General features: G+C 60.0%; 17 protein-coding genes and 2 pseudogenes. 14 read left to right on the top strand and 5 right to left on the bottom strand.

Going from position 1 to position 21374, the window contains the following annotated elements:
- From J2W46_RS32715 to J2W46_RS32690, 6 genes and pseudogenes are all read left to right on the top strand, one after another.
- Positions 1 to 396: pseudogene (locus tag J2W46_RS32715) on the top strand (type VI secretion system Vgr family protein); the annotation flags it as partial.
- Positions 397 to 399: 3 nt separating this feature from the next.
- Positions 400 to 1710: a hypothetical protein gene (locus tag J2W46_RS32710; RefSeq protein WP_204523343.1), complete on the top strand. Its 1311-nt coding sequence runs from the start codon at positions 400 to 402 to the stop codon at positions 1708 to 1710.
- 3 nt (positions 1711 to 1713) lie between these two features.
- Positions 1714 to 2685: a hypothetical protein gene (locus J2W46_RS32705; protein ID WP_204523344.1), complete on the top strand. Its 972-nt coding sequence runs from the start codon at positions 1714 to 1716 to the stop codon at positions 2683 to 2685.
- A gap of 94 nt (positions 2686 to 2779) precedes the next feature.
- Positions 2780 to 2932, top strand: a pseudogene (locus tag J2W46_RS34505) (PAAR domain-containing protein); the annotation flags it as partial.
- A gap of 244 nt (positions 2933 to 3176) precedes the next feature.
- Positions 3177 to 3902 (top strand): hypothetical protein, encoded by a 726-nt coding sequence (locus tag J2W46_RS32695; RefSeq protein WP_204523345.1) that lies wholly within the window; start codon positions 3177 to 3179, stop codon positions 3900 to 3902.
- 13 nt (positions 3903 to 3915) lie between these two features.
- Entirely contained in the window at positions 3916 to 4167 is a 252-nt protein-coding gene (locus J2W46_RS32690) for a PAAR domain-containing protein (protein ID WP_027780003.1), read from the top strand.
- Positions 4168 to 4378: 211 nt separating this feature from the next.
- Here the strand turns inward: J2W46_RS32690 and J2W46_RS32685 are convergent, their stop codons facing one another.
- On the bottom strand, positions 4379 to 5104 hold the full coding sequence (locus J2W46_RS32685) for a GntR family transcriptional regulator (protein WP_087753665.1): 726 nt from the start codon (positions 5102 to 5104) through the stop codon (positions 4379 to 4381).
- Between the two features lie 160 nt (positions 5105 to 5264).
- Here J2W46_RS32685 and J2W46_RS32680 point away from each other — a divergent pair, with 160 nt between their 5' ends.
- From J2W46_RS32680 to J2W46_RS32665, 4 genes are all read left to right on the top strand, one after another.
- Positions 5265 to 6485: a pyridoxal-phosphate-dependent aminotransferase family protein gene (locus J2W46_RS32680; RefSeq protein WP_020068615.1), complete on the top strand. Its 1221-nt coding sequence runs from the start codon at positions 5265 to 5267 to the stop codon at positions 6483 to 6485.
- Between the two features lie 244 nt (positions 6486 to 6729).
- A complete protein-coding gene (locus J2W46_RS32675; RefSeq protein ID WP_310359853.1) occupies positions 6730 to 8016 on the top strand; it encodes an MFS transporter in 1287 nt (428 codons plus the stop codon).
- Between the two features lie 3 nt (positions 8017 to 8019).
- Positions 8020 to 8805: a 2-keto-4-pentenoate hydratase gene (locus J2W46_RS32670; RefSeq protein ID WP_310069956.1), complete on the top strand. Its 786-nt coding sequence runs from the start codon at positions 8020 to 8022 to the stop codon at positions 8803 to 8805.
- A 69-nt stretch (positions 8806 to 8874) separates the two neighbouring features.
- Positions 8875 to 11895 (top strand): FAD-binding and (Fe-S)-binding domain-containing protein, encoded by a 3021-nt coding sequence (locus tag J2W46_RS32665; RefSeq protein WP_310359850.1) that lies wholly within the window; start codon positions 8875 to 8877, stop codon positions 11893 to 11895.
- A 5-nt stretch (positions 11896 to 11900) separates the two neighbouring features.
- On the opposite strand, the gene J2W46_RS32660 is transcribed toward J2W46_RS32665, so the two are convergent.
- Entirely contained in the window at positions 11901 to 12818 is a 918-nt protein-coding gene (locus J2W46_RS32660) for an AraC family transcriptional regulator (protein WP_310359848.1), read from the bottom strand.
- A gap of 165 nt (positions 12819 to 12983) precedes the next feature.
- Between J2W46_RS32660 and J2W46_RS32655 the strand changes: the two genes are divergently transcribed.
- The 4 genes from J2W46_RS32655 to J2W46_RS32640 all read left to right on the top strand — a co-directional run bounded on the left by J2W46_RS32655 (position 12984) and on the right by J2W46_RS32640 (position 17499).
- Positions 12984 to 13880, top strand: a complete 897-nt coding sequence (locus J2W46_RS32655; RefSeq protein ID WP_020068610.1) for a DMT family transporter — start codon at positions 12984 to 12986, stop codon at positions 13878 to 13880.
- A 278-nt stretch (positions 13881 to 14158) separates the two neighbouring features.
- A complete protein-coding gene (locus tag J2W46_RS32650) occupies positions 14159 to 16342 on the top strand; it encodes an NHL repeat-containing protein (protein ID WP_310359844.1) in 2184 nt (727 codons plus the stop codon).
- A 107-nt stretch (positions 16343 to 16449) separates the two neighbouring features.
- A complete protein-coding gene (locus tag J2W46_RS32645; RefSeq protein ID WP_020068608.1) occupies positions 16450 to 16707 on the top strand; it encodes a hypothetical protein in 258 nt (85 codons plus the stop codon).
- 192 nt (positions 16708 to 16899) lie between these two features.
- Entirely contained in the window at positions 16900 to 17499 is a 600-nt protein-coding gene (locus J2W46_RS32640; protein ID WP_310359842.1) for a LysE family translocator, read from the top strand.
- A 21-nt stretch (positions 17500 to 17520) separates the two neighbouring features.
- Here J2W46_RS32640 and J2W46_RS32635 read toward each other — a convergent pair whose 3' ends face one another.
- The 3 genes from J2W46_RS32635 to J2W46_RS32625 form a co-directional block, all read right to left on the bottom strand.
- Positions 17521 to 18744 carry a winged helix-turn-helix domain-containing protein gene (locus J2W46_RS32635; protein WP_310359841.1) on the bottom strand — a complete coding sequence of 408 codons (1224 nt, stop codon included), beginning with the start codon at positions 18742 to 18744 and terminating at the stop codon, positions 17521 to 17523.
- 369 nt (positions 18745 to 19113) lie between these two features.
- Positions 19114 to 19389 carry a hypothetical protein gene (locus J2W46_RS32630; protein WP_020068605.1) on the bottom strand — a complete coding sequence of 92 codons (276 nt, stop codon included), beginning with the start codon at positions 19387 to 19389 and terminating at the stop codon, positions 19114 to 19116.
- A 222-nt stretch (positions 19390 to 19611) separates the two neighbouring features.
- The gene (locus J2W46_RS32625; RefSeq protein WP_020068604.1) at positions 19612 to 21327 is read right to left on the bottom strand and encodes an FAD-dependent oxidoreductase; all 1716 of its coding nucleotides are present in this window, start codon (positions 21325 to 21327) and stop codon (positions 19612 to 19614) included.
- Between the last annotated feature and the right edge of the window lie 47 nt (positions 21328 to 21374).

The raw sequence follows: 21374 nt of genomic DNA, 5'->3' as shown, positions 1-21374 counted from the left end.
TGGCTCGGTGCAGGCGGGTCGTACATCCAGATCAACGGCAGCGGGATCATCAACGGGTCGCCGGGGGCGATTCTGGAGAGAGGCGCGGCCTGGGACGTGCCAGGACCAGATACACAGCGCGTGCGGGTGCCTGATCTTCTTGGAGACAAGATCCACAGTGCGCAATTTGTTGTCCGCGACCGTAGCGGTAACCCGTTACCTAACTACCCCTATCAGATCAAGACGGAAAACGGCCCGACCTGGTTCGGGCGCACAGACCAGCACGGGCGCACAAAGCGGGTCTGGACTGCAAGCTCCCAGGACGTCGCTTTGTATCCCGGTCACGAAGTAGACGAGGCACAAAAAGAGGACGCGTTGGACAACTGCTGTGACGTTAAACCTTCAATACACGACTAAGAAATGACAGCCGCCCAGCAGGTCTCATCCCCAAACATGGTAACGGCTCAGAATACGCCGACGTATGATGTGACGATCACCGATCGCGTGGTTAGTTTCGTTGTTTATTGTGCACCGTTGGACGATGCGCACAACATCCCGTTTGCAAACGTATTTGGCAATACAGATGTCGCACATCGAGCAGTAACCGACTCCGCGTCATATCTTTCGACGCTCCCTTATGTTGTGATTGATGCGGATACTGAAAAGGTTTTATTCCCGGTTCAAGCCGCTACCGGAGGAACTCAATCCTTTCCTGCGCGTGTAGCTCTCGAAAATAATGCGTTACATGACGGGAAGCGCTGGAAGCACAGTTTGCCAGCGATACACATCCCCGATGAAACCAGGCGCATTGCGCTGCACATCGCCAACGACGCATACGCAGATCATAGAAATTTCAAATTGTTTTCTTGGTCGGTTCCCGATGCCGCCCATAGCAAAGTGCATATTTATGAAGTGCGAGCAGACGTGAAAAGCGAATTTGCACGATTAAATACGTTGGGACAAGTTCCAGCTGATAACTCTCTTGTCGAAAAACCTAACGTTCAGAACCAATACTTCGGGTTTCTTGACGGGGATCTTTGGCTACGCATAAGCCATGAGTTCACGACGGCCGATATTCGTCGGTTATGTCCTCCGGGTACAATTTCTCGGACTTGCTTGACCTCTGCTGCGGCGTCGCAATCCGGTGTTGCTAGCGGCACGCCTGGTGGCCTTGGTGCTCCTGATGAACAATTGCACGTTGATTGGTCTGTCGCACTGGCTCCTATTTATGCGGCTGGTCAAGATTCTCGTTCGATGAATGCGTTCAGTGTAATAGTTTCCCAGCTAGGAATTACAGTACATTTCGCTGCGAGAGCGTTTGCTAATGCTATAAATTCTAGTGCGCGAACCACTATTCAACAGGCGCTATCTCGGACTTCACCAAGAGCATTCGCTGCCGTTCTGCGAGCGGCATGGCGTCTGCATATCGACACTCTCGATTTATCTAGTTCATGGCGGCCAATGCTTGGATCGTCGCTTCACAAAATGGGCATTGGGATCGATGTGACACGCTTCGATGACGACGCCGAAAGCATTCAAGTCGCGATCCGCAACCAAGGGGCACAAGATAGAAATCAGCCATTTCCAAGTACCGTCGGAGGACGGAAGCTCGGGGCGCTATATGAAGAATTGACACACGATACTCAAGTTGCTGCTACCCAGGTTTTTACTCCTTGGGTCCACTGGGTAGAGCCACATGATACACACATGCATGTTACGGCTGCGAGGTGAAACGTGTTTCTAAAACAAAAATCGAGACTGTGTTTCATTAGTTATACGCTTGCCACCATTGCTTTTCTTTCAATCATCGAAAACTCGTTCTCGAAAGAGCGCGCTGTAAAAAACGACGTTGCTGTTCGGTATGATGCGCTGCTCAAACCGCGATGTGACTTGTTTTTAAAAAAGCAGGTCGGGCAAATGTTTGCAGGTTACGCCATTGGAAATAGGCTCATCGAGGAACAGCGGGGGACCAGCGATCACGGTTATGTATTCCCGCCCCCGTCGCTGTGCAGAAAATTTCGTCATGCAGCTTCGCAGCAAACGATTTATCGCGGTCTGCACACCGGGGACGTGGTTAAAAAAAGTGATCTCATTTCCTTGGATGATATGCACTTGTGGAAAGGTCCACCCCCGCTCAGGGCAAGGTTTGATATAGCATCGGAGGCATTATCTTCAGAAGACGATGGGGTTGATTATTCATTTCTTCCATATCTAAAAGATAATTTTGTTAAAAATTACGTAACTATTGATAGAGATAATTTTGAAGTGAGTCTCGATACAGGTCTGCGTACAGGTTATCGGTTCTATACTTTTATGGGGAAATGTTATCTCGCCACTGAAGGGCGCCCGCGAATGTTCAAGTATGTGACCGATTGCGTGCATTCAAGTAGTGAGGCTTATAAATTGCCGGGTACGATTGAGATGAGGAATTATCCATGGATTAACGTAAACAATGCGAACACGGTTGATCAAAACGTTCCCATGCCATCCACGAACGTGGAGATAGACGGGGCAAGTCCTGTAAAGCCATTGATCTACTCTGACTTTCCACTCACGCATGACGGAAAAGTAAGTAAAGGCAGAGCTATGTGCATGGCAGATTGTGCATCCGGCATGCTCATGAAACTGTTGCATGTCGGGCACAGCATCTGGGGGCCGTCAGGAGAACCGCCGCCAGCTAACGAAATGCATGGAACGTCCCGATGATCGACCATACCGAAGTCAATGGCACCACCGACCACGCGGCAAAGTAATCACCGCGTCCGACACGATGCGATACCGCTGACGCCATGTCGCCCGCGGGGGCGATCTTGTGGAGTGTTCGCAGCATCCCGACGTGCAGCAGAATGTCATCAGCCAAGGCGACGAAAAGATCGCCGACCGCGGCGTACCGGTTGCCCGGCAGCGGCACCGCGCCAGATGCGGTTGCAACCTGATTTCAAGCATCGTGTAATCAGCTGGCGGGTGCACGTCACAGGAACGGCGTGGACGGTGCAGACGATAAAAGCACTGGAACGCATTGCGAGGGCCGCAGTAAAACGACTCCAAGGGCAGGCACCCGGCACCAGCAAGGACATACAGTCTCGATTCTTGGCATTCGCTAATGCGCAAGTGATCCTGTTCGATGTCACGAATTTTCCGCAGCCAAACAGTTCAACATCTTGCCTGCCTATTGACTTCTCTCGTTCAGAGGCGCCATGAACTACCGCCCTATCGTAGCTGTGGTTTTGTTTCTCTTAGTCGCATCCTTTATTAAGCCGGCGTTTGCACAAGACCAGTGGGTTAGGGTGGGTAATGCGGCTGGACAGACTGCTAGTGCAGACGGTCCAGCAGTGATACTGGTTGATATGGGCAATTGTCGATTTTCGATGACAATTGGAAAGCGAGATCATGTGAAATACAACGACCCAGATCTTGTACTTTATCGCGCAAATCGCACGCTAACAGACCACCATCTGCCGCATCTGAAGCAGGCTGAGATGACGTCGGGATACGATTGGTGGTTTGAAGAGCCTAAAACCATGAAGGCCCAATGGATGGGCTTGATGTGCGACAAAATTTCAAATTTCAAGTGGTCATCCAGTTCGACGCGGGCCGAAGTTTCTCCTGAGTTGCAGGACATCATGGACTCGAATTCGTTGAAGTGCCCCGCAAATTTCGACGGTAAACAATGGGTGCCAATTTCAAGTAAAGATGGCGTGATATTCAAAAATATAGATTTAAGCGAAACTCGGGGATTCGTGATAGACAGCAGGTCTAAGACAAAAGATCAAGGTTCGAGATTTTGTTTCATTCACGGGGAGAATATATTGATCGGAGTGTCTGGAGGTGGCGCAAATCTCAGAAATGAGAAAAAAGGCTCGATCCTGAATGTCTTGCAAAGTATTGAATTCAAATCTGACGACTCGCCAATGAACCAGTAACCGAAGAGCAATCATGATTGACCTTATCCGACTCGGCGACAGCACCGATCACGGCGGCGAAGTCATCACCGCCTCCGACACCATGCATTACGGCGGCAGGCGCGTCGCCCGCAAGGGCGACCATGTGACATGTGCGCAGCATCCGGACGTAAAGCCCAATGTCATCATCGAGGGCGACGAAAAGATCACTGACCACGGCGTACCGGTTGCTCGACAGGGCCACCGTGCCACATGCGGATGCAGCCTGATTTCCAGCATCGTGTAGCCGGCGTGTCCACGTCGCAGAACGGAGGAAAACTCGCCTGTTCAGACTTCAGGCAAGTCACTTAGCTTGTCCAGGACGAGATCCCCATGACCCTATCCCGCAGACTGCCTATCACACGGTACTATCCGAAGGTCATTGCACCTTTCGATCGAACAAATTTCCACGCTTGCGCGCCGGCGCATAACCCGCGTCGGCACGCAAGACACACCCCTCAAGCCTTCAACCCCGACCCCGCCGCCTCTTCCCTCGACTGCACCTGCAAGACCGCATCGCGCTTATCAAGCAGATGTTGCCGAAGAATCTGACTAAGCCTCTTGCCGTCCCGCGCCTCGAGTGCCTTCAACATTTCGTCGTGGTCATGAATGGCGCTGTCCCACTTCGGGATCTGAAAATTGGACCGGAAACGCAGTGCCTGCAAACGCCGATTCACCGAGATATAAGTCTGCCGAAGCGCTGAGTTCCGCGCGGCCTCATTGATCTTGTCGTGGATCGCCTGATTCCGGCTGTAGTACCCAGCCAGATCGTTTTGCGCGCGGCAAGCGAGCATTGCGTAATGCAACGCCTTGATGTCGGCAAGCTCCGCCGCCGTCATCCGCTCGGCTGCCAGTTCGCCCGAAAAAGCTTCGAGACCGCTCATCAACTCGAACGTCTCGCGCAACTCCGCCTCCGACATCTTCCACACCGACGCGCCCCGGTTCGGCGAAATCTCGATCAACCCCTCAGCGGCTAACACCTTGAGCGCCTCACGCAAAGGCGTGCGCGAAATGCCGAGCGTTTCGCACAATTCTCGCTCGTTCAGCTTCTTGCCCGGCTCAAGTACGCCCTCGACGATGAACCGGCGAATGTGCTCCACCACCGTGTCATGCAAGCGCTGACGCTCCACTTTCGGCAACACGGCCGCCGTGGGCAGGCTGGCCTCAAATTCCGAATTTTGCATACAAACTTCCTTATCCACATTGGATTCGATTTTATCGGATCGCCGCGCACTGCGAAACAGCGCGGGTAAACACCTGTGCGCAAAGGCGATTTTGGTCTTTCGCCTGTCCGAACTCGTCTGATATAGTTTTTTGCATGCAAAATTCAATCGGAGGAGCGCAATGTTGAAGTTAGATTTTCATCCCGCCGGCCGTCACTTTCTGCAGATTCCGGGGCCGAGCCCCGTGCCCGATCGCATCCTCCGGGCGATGAGCTACCCGACCATCGACCACCGCGGCCCTGAGTTCGGCGAACTGGGTCTGAAAGTGCTCGACGGGATTAAGAAGATCTTCAAGACACAGCATCCCGTGGTCATCTATCCGGCGTCCGGCACCGGCGCATGGGAAGCGGCGCTCTCGAACACGTTGAGCCCCGGCGATCATGTGCTGATGTTCGAGACCGGGCACTTCGCAACGCTCTGGAAAAAGATGGCCGAAAGCCTGGGGCTCAAGCCTGAGTTTCTTGGCTTGCCCGGCATCGAGGGTTGGCGCCGCGGCGTTCAACCGCAAATGATCGAAGCGCGTCTGCGCGAAGACACGCAGCACTCGATCAAGGCGGTGTGCGTCGTGCACAACGAAACGTCCACGGGCGTGACTTCGGATATCGCCGCCGTGCGGCGCGCAATCGACGCCGCAGGTCATCCCGCGCTGTTGCTCGTCGACACGATCTCGGGACTTGCCTGCGCCGATTATCGCCACGACGAGTGGGGCGTCGACGTCACCGTTTCAGGCTCGCAGAAGGGCCTGATGCTGCCGCCGGGCATCAGCTTCAACGCGATTTCGCCGAAAGCCGTGGCCGCGAGCAAGCATGCAAAGTTGCCCCGCAGCTTCTGGGACTGGAGCGAAATCGTCGAGATGAACAAGACGGGCTACTGGCCCTACACGCCGAACACGAACCTGCTGTACGGGCTTCATGAAGCGCTCGAAATGATTCTCGGCGAAGGGCTCGACAACGTCTTCGCGCGTCACGAGCGTCTTGCCGAGGCGACTCGCCGCGCGGTGCGCGCCTGGGGCCTGGAAATCCAGTGCGCCGATCCGGCTGTATATAGCCCCGTGCTGACGGGCGTGATGATGCCCGACGGTGTCGATGCCGACGCGGTTCGCAAGCTGATCTACGAACGCTTCGACATGTCGCTTGGCACGGGTCTCGGCAAGATGAAAGGGCGCATGTTCCGCATCGGTCACCTGGGCGATTGCAACGACCTGATGCTGCTCGCGACGCTCGCGGGTTGCGAAATGGGCTTGCGGCTCGCGGGCGTTCCGCTCAAGGGAAGCGGCTTGCCTGCCGCTATGGAGTGGTTGAGCGAGCCGACGCAAGCGTCCGGTTTGAAGGCGGCAGCCTGAACGAAGCGGCAGAACAAGCTGTGCTGGCCACGTCGCAACACCGGACCCGCTCAACAAGCCGCAGCAACGCGTCGAAAAAAGCAGACCGCAACGAAAGCAGGCATCAACGAAGTCAGTTCCATCACGAAGCCGCGCGCAGAACGCGGCCCTGAACAATGCGATGTTCCGGCGGCGCCTACCGCCGGGCGACGACCGGGCGTGTCATGTGAGGCGCGCCGTCGACACATGCAAATGGAGAGAGACGATGAAGCGGTTTCGTTTGACCAGTGCGACCAGTATCGTTCTAGTGATGCTCTGCATCATGTACTTCATCACCTACCTGGACCGCGTCAACGTCAGTACAGCGGCCGCGGGGTTCGGCAAGGAATTCCATCTTTCGCATACGGAAGTCGGTTTGGTGTTCTCCGCTTTCGCGTATCCGTATCTGCTGTTTCAGATTATCGGCGGCTGGGTAAGCGATCGTTTTGGCGCAAGACGTACGCTGCTCGCGTGCGGCGCGATCTGGGGCATCGCCACGTTGCTGACCGGTTTCGCCGGCGGGCTGATCTCACTGCTGGCCGCGCGCGTGCTGCTCGGTTTCGGTGAAGGCGCAACGTTTCCCGCCGCGACATCCGCAATGGCGCGCTGGGTCGCCAAAGAGAAACGCGGTTTTGCGCAGGGCATCACGCACGCCGCGTCGCGCATCGGTAATGCGGTCGCGCCCGGTCTCATCGTGCTCGTCATGGCGAATTGGGGTTGGCGCGAGTCGTTCTACATCTGCGGCGCCTTCAGCCTGTTGTGGGTTGTCGTGTGGGCATTGACGTTCACCGAGCATCCGAAAGACCACCCGCGTATCACGACTGAAGAGCTCGAAGTATTGCCCGCGCCCAAAGCAAAGTCGGCGGGCGTGCCTTGGGGCAAGCTGTTTCGCCGCATGGCGCCCGTCACGATCGTGTACTTCTGCTATGGCTGGACACTGTGGCTGTTCCTGAGCTGGATTCCGCAATACTTCCTGCACAGCTATCACCTGGAACTGAAGAAGTCGGCGATCTTCGCATCGGTCGTGTTCCTCGCCGGCGTAGTGGGCGATACGCTTGGCGGCGTCGTGACCGACTTTATCTATACGCGAACCGGGAGCCTGAAGCGCGCACGCAGCTGGATGGTGTCGGTGTGCATGATGTTCTGCCTGCTGTCGCTGATTCCGATTATGTTCACGCACAACGTGTATCTGTCGATGGCGTGCCTCGCGTCGGGCTTCTTCTTCGCCGAAATGACGATTGGACCGATGTGGGCCATTCCCATGGACATCGCGCCGGAAGCCTCGGGCACGGCGAGCGGCATGATGAACACGGGCTCGGCGCTCGCGGCGATCATCTCGCCCGTGATGGGCGGCTTCCTGATCGACTACTTCGGCAGCTGGGAGTTGCCGTTCGTCGGCAGCATGCTGTTGATGGCGATTGGTGTCGTGCTCGCGTTCCGCATGCAGCCGGAGAGCAAGTTTGCAGACGATCCCGCGGACAAGGGGCAGGTCTCGCCCCGCATGGGCGTGTAAGCGATGCTTAAGTCCTCTCGCGCCGACGCCATGAAGCTGACCACGTTGCCTCTGAGCCGCTTGCTCGCCGATGCGCGCCGCGATCATGCGACGCTCGACAACCTTCCGCCCAATCTCGCGCCGACCGACGCCAATGCGGCGTATGCGGTCCAGCATGAGATCCTGGCGATCGCCGGCGCGCGCATCGGCGGCTGGAAGATCGGCGCCAAGTCGGACAGCGGGCCGATCCAGGGCGCGCCGTTGCCGGACGTCGACCGGTATCCCGACGGCGCCACTGTGCCGCGCGGGGCCTTCGCGCCATTGGGCCTGGAACTGGAGATCGCGTTTCGTTTCGGTCGCAGTTTCGAGCCCACCACAACGCCTTATAGTGAGGCCGACGTGCATGCCGCAATCGGTTCATTCGGCGCGACGATCGAAATCGTCGCGAGCCGGTTCGCCGCGTGGCCGGACGTCGACAAGCTCGCGCAACTCGCGGACTTGCAGAACCACGGCGCGCTCGTCGTCGGCGAATTCATGCCGTACGACGAGAGCTTCCCGTTTGTCTCGCCCGCGCTGCGTTTCGATTTCAACGGACGCGATGTCGTGGAATTGACGCCCGCCAATCCCGCCGGCGATCCGCGCCGACTGCTCACGTGGCTCGTCAATCACGCGACGTCGCGTGGCGTCACCGTGACGCCGGAAATGGTCGTGACAACCGGTTCGTACACCGGCATGTTCTTCCCGCGAAGCGCGGGCACGGCACACGGACGCATAGAAGGACTGCCATCGGTAAGCGTCACGTTGTATTGAACGTTCGGGCGCTCGCGCGGTTTGCCGCGCTGCGCCGCGATTTCTGCGTATTGCAACAACACCGACGTTATGACGAATCCCACCTCCGCTTTGCTGGTCAAGCCGATTCATCTCGTGCCGTCCACGGCGCGTCTGATGACGCCGCTCGCGCAACATCTGCGTAAATCGTTGCGTGGTGACGTGCTGTTCGATGCAGCAAGCCGGGGACGTTATGCGACCGATGCGTCGATCTATCAGATCATGCCCGTCGGCGTCGTCGTGCCGCGCGACCAGGACGATCTGCGCATCGCACTCGACATTGCGCGCAGCGAGAAAGTGCCGCTGCTCGCGCGCGGCGCGGGCACGAGTCAATGCGGACAAACGGTCGGTGAAGCGCTCGTGATCGACACGAGTAAATGGCTGAACAATATCGTCGATTTCGATCTGGAGGCGCGCACGGTGACGGTCGAGCCGGGCGTCGTGCTGGATCATCTGAATGCATGGCTCAAGCCGCACGGTCTCTGGTTTCCGGTGGATGTGTCGACAGCGGCGCAATGCACGATCGGCGGCATGGCGGGCAACAATTCGTGCGGTTCGCGCTCGATTGAATACGGCAACATGGTGCACAACGTCGAAGCCATCGACGCAATTCTCGCCGACGGCACCGAAGCGCGTTTCGCTTCGTTGCGCGATGCGCCGCAAGGCGCGCGTTTGCAGCAGATATTCGAAGGCGTCAGGCAGATCGCGCAACGCGAGCGCGACGAAATCGTGGCGCGCGTGCCGAAAGTGTTGCGCCGCGTGGCCGGCTACAACATCGACCTGTTCGACTGTCAGAATCCGCGCGCTTATACCGACGACGGCGTGGCGAACCTCGCGCATCTGCTGGTCGGCTCGGAAGGCACGCTCGCATTCAGCCGTCAGTTGACGCTGAAGCTCGCGCCGTTGCCCGCGCATAAAACGCTGGGCGTGGTCAACTTTCCGACGTTCTGGCAGTCGATGGATCTGACCCAGCACATCGTCAAGCTAAAGCCGGTCGCGGTGGAGCTGGTTGACCGCACCATGATCGATCTGGCCATGAGCAACCCTGCGTTTCGCCCGGTCGTCGAAAAGGCGCTGGTCGGCGAGCCGCAAGCTGTGCTGCTCGTGGAATTCGCGGGCGAGTCGCGCGACGCGCAACTCGAGTCGCTCAGGCAACTCTCCGAATTGATGGCGGATCTCGGCTTGCCTGGCTCGGTTGTGGAAATGCCGGACGCGAACGCGCAAAAGGCGTTGTGGGAAGTGCGCAAGGCCGGCCTCAACATCATGATGAGCATGAAGGGCGACGGCAAGCCGGTGTCTTTCATCGAAGACTGCGCGGTGCCGCTCGAACATCTCGCCGAGTACACGAGCCAGTTGACGGAGGTGTTTCATCGGCACGGCACCGAGGGCACCTGGTATGCCCATGCGAGCGTCGGCACGCTGCACGTGCGGCCGATTCTCGACATGCGCCGCGACGGCGCGGTGAAAATGCGCGCGATTGCCGAGGAAGCCGCGGCATTAGTGCGCGAATACAAGGGCGCTTATTCCGGAGAGCACGGCGACGGTTTGTGCCGCGGCGAATGGGTGGCGTGGCAATACGGTCCCAAACTCAATCAGGCGTTCAGTGAGATCAAGGCGCTGTTCGATCCGGACAACCGCTTCAATCCCGACAAGATGGTGCGTCCGCCGAAAATGGACGACGCGCGCTATTTCCGTTTCGCGCCCGGCTATCAGGAACGGCCCATTGAACCGGCGCTCGACTGGTCCGCATGGAACGTCGAGCGCGATCCGCTGACTGGCCGCGAGACCGCGCCGGGCAGCGGCAACGACCTCGCAGGCGGTCTCGCGAAGGCCGTCGAGATGTGCAATAACAACGGTCACTGCCGAAAATTCGATGCAGGCACGATGTGCCCGAGCTACCGCGTGACGAAAGACGAACAGCATGTCACGCGCGGGCGCGCGAACACCTTGCGTCTTGCAATCTCCGGTCAGCTAGGCGAGGCCGGCCTTGCGAGCGACGAAGTAAAGGACACGCTCGATCTCTGCGTGTCATGCAAGGGCTGCAAGCGCGACTGCCCGACGGGCGTCGATATGGCGAAGTTCAAGATCGAAGCGCGCGCCGCGCGCGTCAAGCGACATGGTCTGACGCTGCGCGACAAGCTCGTCGCCTTCATGCCGCGCTACGCTGCCGCCGCGAGCCGCATGCCGGGCTTGATCGCAGTTGCCGACAATGTGCCGCTTGTGTCGTCCTTGTTCAAGCGCGCGGTCGGTTTCGCGAGCGAGCGGAGCTTGCCGCGTTTCAGGAAGTCGTTTCTGTCGAGCGCAAGGCCCACGGTGAACGCGCATGGCGCGACGCTGAAGGAAGTGCTGTTATTCGTCGACACCTTCAATAACAGCATCGAGCCCGAGAACGCCAGGGCGGCGCAGAAGGTACTGGAGGCGGCGGGCTACACCGTGCACTTCAACATGCGCGAAGGCGAGCGCCCGGTTTGCTGCGGCCGCACGTTTCTCGCGGCGGGCCTGGTTGACGAAGCGAAGCACGAAGCGAGGCGAATGCTCGATCTGTTCAAGCCTTTCGTGGAGCGCGGCGTACCCGTTGTGGGTCTGGAGCCGTCGTGCCTGCTGTCGCTGCGCGACGAGTTTTTGCACTACGGCTTCGGCGACGAAGCACAGCGGCTCGCCAAACAGGCGTTCCTCTTCGAAGAATTCCTGGTGCGCGAGGAAAAAGCGGGTCGCCTGAAGCTTGCGTTGAAGCCGTTGGATACGCCGCAGGCGCTGGTGCATGGCCATTGTCATCAGAAGGCGTTCGACGCCTTTACGCCCGTGCAAACCGTTCTGAAATGGATTCCTGAGCTGAAGGTATCGACGGTGGAATCGTCGTGCTGCGGAATGGCCGGCAGCTTCGGCTACGAAGCGGAGCACTATGCGACGTCGCAGGCCATGGCCGAGTTGTCGCTATTGCCGGCGGTGCGCAAGATCGACGGCAATACCGTCATGGTCGCGGACGGCACGAGTTGCCGTCATCAGATTCACGATGGCGCAGGCGTGGAGGCCATTCATGTGGCCCGTGTGCTCGCAATGGCGCTGCAATGACGCGCTTAAGCCGGGACAGCCTGCCGGTACGCGGTAGGCGACACGCCCACGCCTTCGCGGAAACGGTGGCTAAAGTGACTCGCGTTTGCATAGCCGCATAGCTCGGCAATCCGCAGAAGCGGCAATGACGTGGTGCGCAACAGCATGCGCGCGCGTTCGAGCCGCTGCTGCGCGATCCACGCAGCGGGCGGCAATCCAAACGACGTGCGGAACATCCGCGCAAGGTGAAACTCCGACAGCGCCGCCACGCCTGCAAGTTCACCGATAGTGAGCGGCTCTGCAAGATGGCTCTCGATGTAATCGCGCAGTCGCCGTCTGGTCGCGACCGACAAACCGCCCTTCAGCGCCAGGCCGGTGCGGCGCACGCCTTGCGAGCGCAGCAGCAGGCTCAGCACTTCATGCGCGGTTTCGTTCGTGCGCAGCAAACCGTCCGGGTCGTCCCAACGTTCGTTCGCGAGCGACTGACACAGACTGGCAATGCGCGCGTCTTCGAAATATGTGCGGTCGGCGAGCGTCAACTCGCGCGGCTCGCGGTCCAGTTCCTGCACAGCGCGTTGCGTGAAGTGCTCAGGCAGGAAATAAAGGTGCATGAAATGCATATGGCCGCGCACCCACCAGCGCGACTCATGATCGCCGGGTAATGCGCATAAGCGCGACGGTGCGCCGTAACGCCCCGGCATTTTCTGCCGCTCGGTGCGATAACCGCCATCCAGGTAGCACGAGAGGGTGTGGTGGCCCGGCCGATCGTAGACGGTCTCGGCGACTTCTGTGTCGCGCGTCCAAACGGCAATCGCCAGACCGTCGCCGAGCCACGCAAACCGGTCCAGATTCGCGTTCGAGCTGCCGAGCGTGTGACACACCGACTGAATGCCAAACGGCGTTTCAGTGGCGTCATTCACAGCGACGGGCGGGCTCGGCTTCACGGGACTGGTGTCGTTCTTGCGGGATATGAGCGTAAGTATACGGCTGGCCGCGCCCCGGCACCTATGTGCTCGCGGTTTGCCGCCGAAAATGCGCAATCCTGGACAAGTCCTGGCGCCTGCGTTGCCGCATAGTCGCACTCCCGTATCCGCTGTGCAGGCTTGACCATGAATCTGTCGCTTTATGCTGTTACCGTTCTGATCTGGGGCACCACCTGGATCGCGATCAAATGGCAGTTGGGCGAAGTGCCGCCGCCAGTTTCCATCGCCTGGCGTTTCTGGATCGCCGCATTGGTGCTGTTCGCGCTGTTGCGCATCATGCGTCGGCCGATGTGGCCGCCGCGCGCCGCGTGGAGATTTTTGTTCGCGCAAGGGCTCGCGCTGTTTTGCGTCAACTTCCTGTGCTTCTACTACGCTGAACAGGTTGTGCCGAGCGGCCTCGTGGCAGTGGTGTTCTCCACGGCGCCGCTTCTTAATTCGATCAACGGACGGCTTTTCATGGGGCGTCCGCTGCAGCCATCGGCGATTGCGGGCGCGATGCTCGGTCTCGTCGGTATTGTGTGTCTCTTCGTTCAGCAGATGAGCGGACATCTCGGCGACCACGCCGCATGGCTCGGGCTTGGCATCGCGTTTCTCGGCACATTGTGCTTTTCGGCTGGCAATCTGTTGTCGAGCCGCATGCAGTCGATGGGATTGCATCCGTTCGCGACCAATAGCTGGGCGATGTTGATCGGCGCGAGCGTGTTGACCGTAGGAAGCGCGCTCGCCGGCTTCCCGTTCGCTATCGAATCGTCCACACGCTATCTCGGCGCACTGGCGTATCTCGCGGTGTTTGGCTCGGTGATCGGCTTTACCGCATACCTGATGCTGGTCGGGCGCATCGGGCCCGAGCGCGCCGCCTATTCGACCGTGCTGTTTCCGATCGTGGCGCTAGCTGTGTCGACGGTATTCGAGGGCTATCAGTGGTCGGCATTGGCAGTGGTTGGATTGCTGCTGGTGGTGGCCGGCAATCTGGTTGCGTTCGATATGACCCGGCGCATTTTCGGGCGACGCAGCCACGCCTGATAAACGCGGAGTTTATGCGCACAAAGTGCGCCTTTGCTGGGATGGATTCACAAATAGCATTTGAAGAAAACGATATTGGCGGCCTATTGACGCATCGTGACGAGATTGGCCGCTTCTGTCACATAACTCCGCGAGACCGCAGAAGAATCGGCACGCCACGCACTCCTATGCAAGCGGTATATTTGTTTTCTCAAATATTTACGATCAATTTTTTTATCAATTAATTTCACCTGTTTTCTATGCGAGGATGAAAGCGTCACTTGCAAGGGAACATCGTTGTGAAACTCTTTTCGCGCCTCGGCGCGGCAATCATTTTTTGCCACTGTCTTCTTCCGCTTACTGGCTATGCGCAGTCGCAGCTCACCTACACCACCTCTTGGATCGGCAATAGCTTCGGTTTCGGCGACGGTAAGTGGATGCAGCAGGATATCCAGGCAATCGCGGCGGGCGCCGACGGTACCGTCTTCACGAACGCGCCGTGGGACGAGAGCGGCAGTGAAATTGCCGCGTATCGCGGGGGCGACAAGATCGCCGTCGCCGGTTTCACGCACGGTTGGGGCGCTGCGGGCGGCGATGCCGTCGCGGTCAACCACACGTATCTGTACGCGGCAATGTCGATCGGTAACGAGAACAACAAGCTGGTCGGCGCAGACTATCCGCCGGCCGGACAGACGTGGTTTGGCATCACGCGCCGCACGTTGGCGAATCTCTCGGCCGGCGTGCCGTTTAGTGCGGGCGTGGGCAATAGCGCGAACGCAACGGAAAACAGCTTCCTGCCCGTCGATACAGTAACGACCGGTACCGACGCGGCCATCCGCGGACTTGCCGCCACCGACAGCGAACTGTACCTCTCGGACACCTACGCGAACCGCATCGTTGTTCTGAACGCCAATACGATGCAGCCATTGCGCTCGTGGAGCGTCAGCTCACCAGGACGTATCGCGATCGACACCGATTTGACGCTCTGGGTGATAAGCGGCGTATCGTCCGGAAACCTAACTATTTTGCACTTCAGCACAGATGGGACCGCGCTCGCCGGCGTCTTGCCGTTGCCCGCCGGCGCAGTTCCGACCGACATCGCCGTTACGCCGGCTGGACAAATTCTCGTCGCGGACAACGGGCCGTCGCAACAGATTCTCGTCTTCAACAAGGACGCCAGCGGTCAACCGCGAGCGGCCTCACCGCTCGGCACGCGCAACGGTATTTTTCATGCGGTCAAGGGTGTGCCGGGCAACTGGCGCTTTAACGGCATGACGGGAATTGCGCTCGACCCGGCGGGCAATCTGTATGTCGCGCAAAACGGTGAAGGGCCGCGGCCGGTTGGCTCTGCATCGGTCGGTCAAGGTGCGGTGCTGGAAAGCTATGTGTTCAGCTCGCATGCGTTGAACTGGCGGCTGTATGGGCTGACGTTCGTGGACAGCGCCGCATTCGATCCAGCCACGCCGGCTTCGGTGTACACCGGTTCGAAGCGCTTCACGCTCGACTACAACCAGCCTGTGGGCCGCGAATGGTCGTATGCGGGCTTCACGCTGAATCGCTTCGATTATCCCGACGATCCCACGTTTCATCAGCCGCGCGGCGTGCGCGGCGAGCCGATGGTGCGAAGAATCGGCGGGCGGCCGTTTCTCTATACGCTCGATCCGGGCGCGCATTATCTGAACGTCTACCGCTTCGACGCCGCACATGGTGAGACGGCGATTCCGTCGGGGCTGTTCGCGCAAAATCCGCTGCCGGGCACGTGGCCTTCGGGCCAGCCGGGCTATGGCGAATGGCTGTGGCGCGATGTCAACGGTAATGGCGTTGTGGATGCCAGCGAAATCAGCAGCAATCCGTCGACCGGCAGCACCGTGGGCAACGGCTTCTGGTGGGTGGACGCGCTGGGCAACGTCTGGCTTGCCACACCGCTGAGCGGCATCCGCGAAATGCCTTTGCAGGGGCTGGACCAAGCGGGCAATCCGATCTACACCTACGCCAGTTCCAGAATGTTTGCGATGCCGCAGCCTTTCACGCGACTGGCGCGGCTCATCTACATCGCGGAATCCGACACCATGTATCTGTCCGGTTTTACAAGCGCCGTTCCGTGGGACGCGACCCATTGGAAAGAAGCCGGCCCCGTGCTCGCGCGTTATGACAACTGGAGTTCGGGCGCGCCCACGCAGCAGTACGCGGTCGCGCTGCCGTGGAACACGCAGAGCAATCCGCAGACGACCACCGTAGGCGTCGCGGTAGCCGGCGACTATGTCTTCGTGGCCGAGTTGTACACGGCGAAGGTCGATGTGTACGACGCGCGCACAGGTCAGCCGGTCGGCTATATGACGCCCGGCGCGAGCGTGGGCAACACGAGCGGTTGGGTGGACGTCTATCTCGGCATCAGCGCGGCGAAACGTGACAACGGCGAGTACGTGATACTGGTAGAAGACGACGCGCGCGCAAAAATTCTGATGTATCGGTGGACACCTTAGTCCAGGTCGTGTTCGCGCCGATCACGAATAGACGGCAACCCGCGATCGGTATATAACAACGTGAAAGGATCGCTCGTTTACCGCTTCATACGGGGAGACGCTTCATCATGACGCAAGACGTAACGCCTACGCCGCCCACCGGCGACCGGCCCAATCTGGAAAACCTCGACGCAGCGCTCAGTCACGTGGATCAGCAGGTATCGTCCGGCAGCATTGCGTCAGGCGCTGCAAAGGGGATTCTGTACAGCCTGATCGAAACGCTCGGCACGTTTGTCGGCGATCCTGACTTGCCCGAACACGCGCGTTCGGGATATGAAGGGCTGCTAGAAGCTGCGCGGGAACTGCGCGCGAAGCTGGAACACTGAACGTTGGTTGGGCCATGACGCTTGCCATCAGCAATTGGCGTTGAGCGTTTTGCGCCTGACTTTACGGCTAACCCTTAACGGCTAACCCTTAACGACAGCGATCCCTCCTCGCGCCTCGTCGCCAAGTCAAGTGCTGGCCGAGTCGCCGTCTGTGATAAAAAGGCGCACTGTTCTCAACATTGCGCCTTTTCCATGTTCTCTGCGTCCGCTACCGCGTTGTTGGCCGTCGGCATTATCGTCGTGCTGATTACGCCGGGTCCGACTAATACATTGCTTGCGTCGGCAGGTTTGCGCCAAGGCCCGCAGCGGTCGCTACCGCTTATCGCCGCTGAACTCGCCGGCTACCTGGTTTCTATTTCCGTCTGGGGACGGTTCCTGACGCAAGCCGCGCATGCGCTGCCATGGCTGCCCGCGTTGCTGCGCGTGGCGGCGGGTTTGTACATCGCGTGGCTGGCCATCGATATGTGGCGCGCCGCCGTCGCGCTACCCGACTCGACGCCGCGCGCGAGCGGCATGCGCACGCTGTTCATTGCGACGCTGCTCAATCCCAAAGCCTTGCTGTTCGCGGGCACTATTTTTCCGGCCGCTGCTTTCGCGCATTGGCCCGCTTATCTCTCGGCCATGCTGATCTTCGTGTGCCTGCTCGTGCCGATTGCGCTCGCATGGATCGCGTTCGGCGCGGCGCTGGGCAGCGGCAAGCTGCGTTGGCTCGATCCGGCGAAAATCCAGCGAGGCGCGTCGATCCTGCTCGGCGTCTTTTCGCTGTCGCTTGCATGGTCGGCGCTGCATTGACTGCGCAGGACGGCGGCGCGCTTACTCTTCGACGCACTCATCAACGCTCAATGCGTCCTCCCATTCCGGCGACGCCCATGTGATTTGCAATTGCGGCGTGCCGTGCCAATCCGCGCACCGCTGCAACGCGCGCCGCAGGTCGCCAGCGAGCCGGGCGCTCGGACGCACGCCCGCTTCCATATGCACGGACTTCAGTTCGAAAATGCCTTGCGCGCGGTGCGCCTTTGCATCGACGCGGCCTACCAGCCGCCCGCGGCTCAGTAGCGGCAGCACGAAGTAACCGTATTTGCGCTTCGCCGCCGGCGTATAACACTCGATCGCATAGTCGAAGTCGAACAGCGCGGCGGCGCGTTTGCGGTCCCACACCACAGGATCGAACGGCGAAAGTACGGTCGTCACCGTCGAGGCGAGTTTGCCGCTCGCGGCGTCGTCGAGCATGGGCGCGAGGTCGCGGTGCACGAACGTGTCCTGCTTCCAGCCGACCACCTGCACGGGAATCAATTCGCCGCGCTCCGCGAGCGCATGAAGCTCGTCGCGATACGGGCGGCGCGGCAGACGGTAATAATCCGCCACCCAATCGGCCCGCGCGACGCCGAGCGCCCGGCAAGTGCGGCGCAGCAGTTCATCCGTGACGACATGCGACGATGGCAGATCGCGTGCGTCGTTCCAGTCCGGCAAGACGCGTTCGGTGACGTCGTAGACGCGCTGAAAATTGCGCCGCTCTGCCACCATGAGTTGACCGATGGCGAAGAGCACTTCCAGATGGCGCTTCTCCGGCTTCCAGTCCCACCAGCCGTTGCCCTTGCCCGACTCGCGAGCGAAATCCGCCGAGCGCACCGGTCCCGTGGCGCGAATGTGCGCCAGTAGTTTCTCAATGTCTTCGCGATGCTTGTTGTGCCAGTCGGCCGCGTACTTCCAGCCCATGCCGCTCGGGTCCAGCATGCGATGACGCAGCAGGCCGTAGTCTTCGATCGGCACGAAGCACGCTTCATGCGACCAGTACTCGAACAGCTTGCCTTCGGCGAGATGTTCGTCGAGCCATTGCTGCGCATACGCGCCGAGCCGGCTGAAGAGCACGAGATATGGGCTGCGCGCGACAACGTGAATCGTGTCGATCTGCAATTGCGCCATGCGGCGGATCGCGTCGAGCACGTCGGCTTTCACGGCCTTGCGGCGCGGCGGTGTCAGCAGACCTTGTGCGGCCAGATGCAGCGTGCGGGCGGCGGAAAGCGGAAGAGTCTTCACGCGGAGATTGTTCAGTGAGTGACTGCGATGAGAAGGCGCGAGCCTGACCTGAATCAGCAGACGCTACTGTAGCGTGAATGCAAAGCGGAGGTTGATGCCAGCGCGCTGCGCATCAAAGGTGGTGCAGCGACGAAGCGGCAGATGAGTCGTGGACTGGCCGAGACCGAGCCCGAAGTGGCCGCCAACCAAGCGGCAGGTGGTCGAAGCGGACGCTGGCGATGGCAAGCGAGTCGCAGGAGAAACGTCAAATGGGCCACCTGAAACCGCCTATGCCGGTGCATGAACGGCCGCGCCCGGATGCGCCACGTCGTCAGCACCACAAACTAGGGAGCGCAGCGCAGCCAGGCCTCCGCGGCACGCGCTCAAAGCCTACCAGCCGCGCCCGTGATGCTTGTCCCAGCCGCGATGACGGCCATGGTCGTGATGCCAGCGGTGGCCCCGGTAATAGTCGTCGCGATAGCCGTAACCGTAGACGGGCTGAGGCGCATAGACGACCGGCGGCGGGGCGTACATGACTGGCGGCGCGGCGTAGATTGGGCCCGGCGTGTTGACGAACACGCCCACGTCGACGCGAGCAGAAGCGGCAGTCGATGCGCAGGCGGCGGCAAGTCCGAAGGCGGCGAAGAAGATCGCGCGTTTGTTCATGCTTCTCTCCTGTGTCCCAGCAAGACGATTGCTGTTTCCAACGATCGGCCATTCACTGTCGAATGGCTGACATGGATCTTACGAGACAGAAAGAAAAGCAGGTGCAACGAGTTGAAGGCGTGTGTAACAGAGCATTACCCGGCAGCCTGGCCGGCAGCTTTTGCTACGGACCGCCCGTGAACGTGCGGCGGTCCTCGCAGAGGGTCAAGCTCAAACTCAAGCTCAAGCCACGGATGCGACCGCTTCGTCCGCTGAAACCGCCAGTATCTGGTGGATCTGCGCGACCACCGCCGCGCCTTCGCCGACCGCCGCCGCCACGCGCTTGGTCGAGCCCGCGCGCGCGTCGCCGATCGCGTACACGCCCTTCACGGTCGTTGCGAGATCGCATGCCGACACGCCGTCCGCGCTGGTGCCCGTCAGCACAAAGCCCTTTTCGTCGAGTTCGACGCCGCAGGTGCGCAGCCAGTCGGTGTTCGGGTCCGCCCCGGTGAACAGGAACAGATGCCGCGTGTCGATGTGGTCGGTGCCATCGGGCAAGGGCTTTTTCAGAGCGACCGACGCAAGCCCGCTTTCGTCCGCGACAAGGCGGCCGATCTCCGAATTTGGATGCACGACGACGTTCGGCAGCGAGCGGATGCGGTCGATCAGATAGCGCGACATGGTGGCTTCGAAGCCGCTGCGCCGGATCAGCACGTGGACCTTCGCTGCATGCGTCGCCAGATAGACGATCGCCTGGCCGGCCGAATTGCCGCCGCCCACCAGCACGACTTCCTGGCGCTTGCACAGCTTCGCCTCGACAGGCGACGCCCAGTAGTAGACGCCGCGTCCGTCGAAACGGTCGAGCCCTTCGAGCGCGGGGCGTCGGTACACCGCACCGCTTGCGATCACGATCGTGCGCGCGCTGATATGACCGCCGCACTTCAGTTCGAGCCGGTACGGCGCCTCCCCGCAATGCAGCGCTTTTACGTGGACGGGAATCGCCACGTGCGCGCCGAATTTCTGCGCCTGCACGAACGCGCGTCCGGCCAACGCTTGACCCGAAATGCCGGTCGGAAAGCCGAGGTAGTTTTCGATTCGCGAGCTTGCACCGGCCTGGCCACCCGGCGCGCGGCTATCGAGCACGATGACCGAGAGTCCTTCGGACGCCGCATACACGGCAGTGGCGAGTCCGGCCGGTCCTGCGCCCACGATTGCGACGTCATAGACGAGCGAGGCGTCCAGATCTGGCAGCAGGCCGAGCGAGGTCGCCAGTTCCGGCATGCTCGGATGACGCAGCACCGAGCCGTCCGGACAGATGACGAGCGGCATGTCTTCCTGCTGCGCGCCGAATTGCTCGACGAGACGCAACGCGTCCTCGTCGCATTCGTCGATCGTGGAATGCGGATGACCGTTGCGCGACAGAAAGCCTTGCAACATCACGAGGCGCGCGTCGGTGCTGCTGCCGATCAGGATCGGGCCGCCCGCGCCTTTTTCGATCAGCGACACGCGCCGCAGAATCAGCGCGCGCATGATGCGCTCGCCCAATTCGGCTTCGGCCACGAGCAGTGCGCGCAGCTTCTCCGGCGGAATGAGCAACGCTCGCACCGCGCTGAGCGCCATGCCGTTGACGAGCGCGTGGCGTCCCGACAATTGGCCGACCTCGGCGAGGAAATGCCCCGGCCCGTGTTCGCCGATCACCACTTCACGGCCGATGCCGTCGCGTTGATAGACCTTCACGCGCCCTTCGAGCAGCACGAACATGCCTGGACCGGTGTGGCCGGTCTCGAACAGCAGTTCGCCGGCTTCCCAGTGGCTCGGTTCACCGAACCGGCGCACGCGATCGATCTCCGCTTCGGTGAGCGCGGGGAACATCTGATGCATGCGCGTGGACAGATTCGAAAACGGCGCGTCGGCGACTACCGCTTCCGATTGTGTTTCGGGTTCTGAAACGGAAAGCATTGAACCGCTCCTTCAGTGTTCATTGATTGACTGAACGAAGGCGCAAC

This window comes from Paraburkholderia strydomiana (assembly GCF_031456815.1).
In the GTDB taxonomy this organism is placed as follows: Bacteria; Pseudomonadota; Gammaproteobacteria; order Burkholderiales; family Burkholderiaceae; genus Paraburkholderia; species Paraburkholderia caledonica.
Note: the sequence above shows the minus strand (reverse complement) of the source record. Positions and strands in the feature narration are given on the sequence as shown.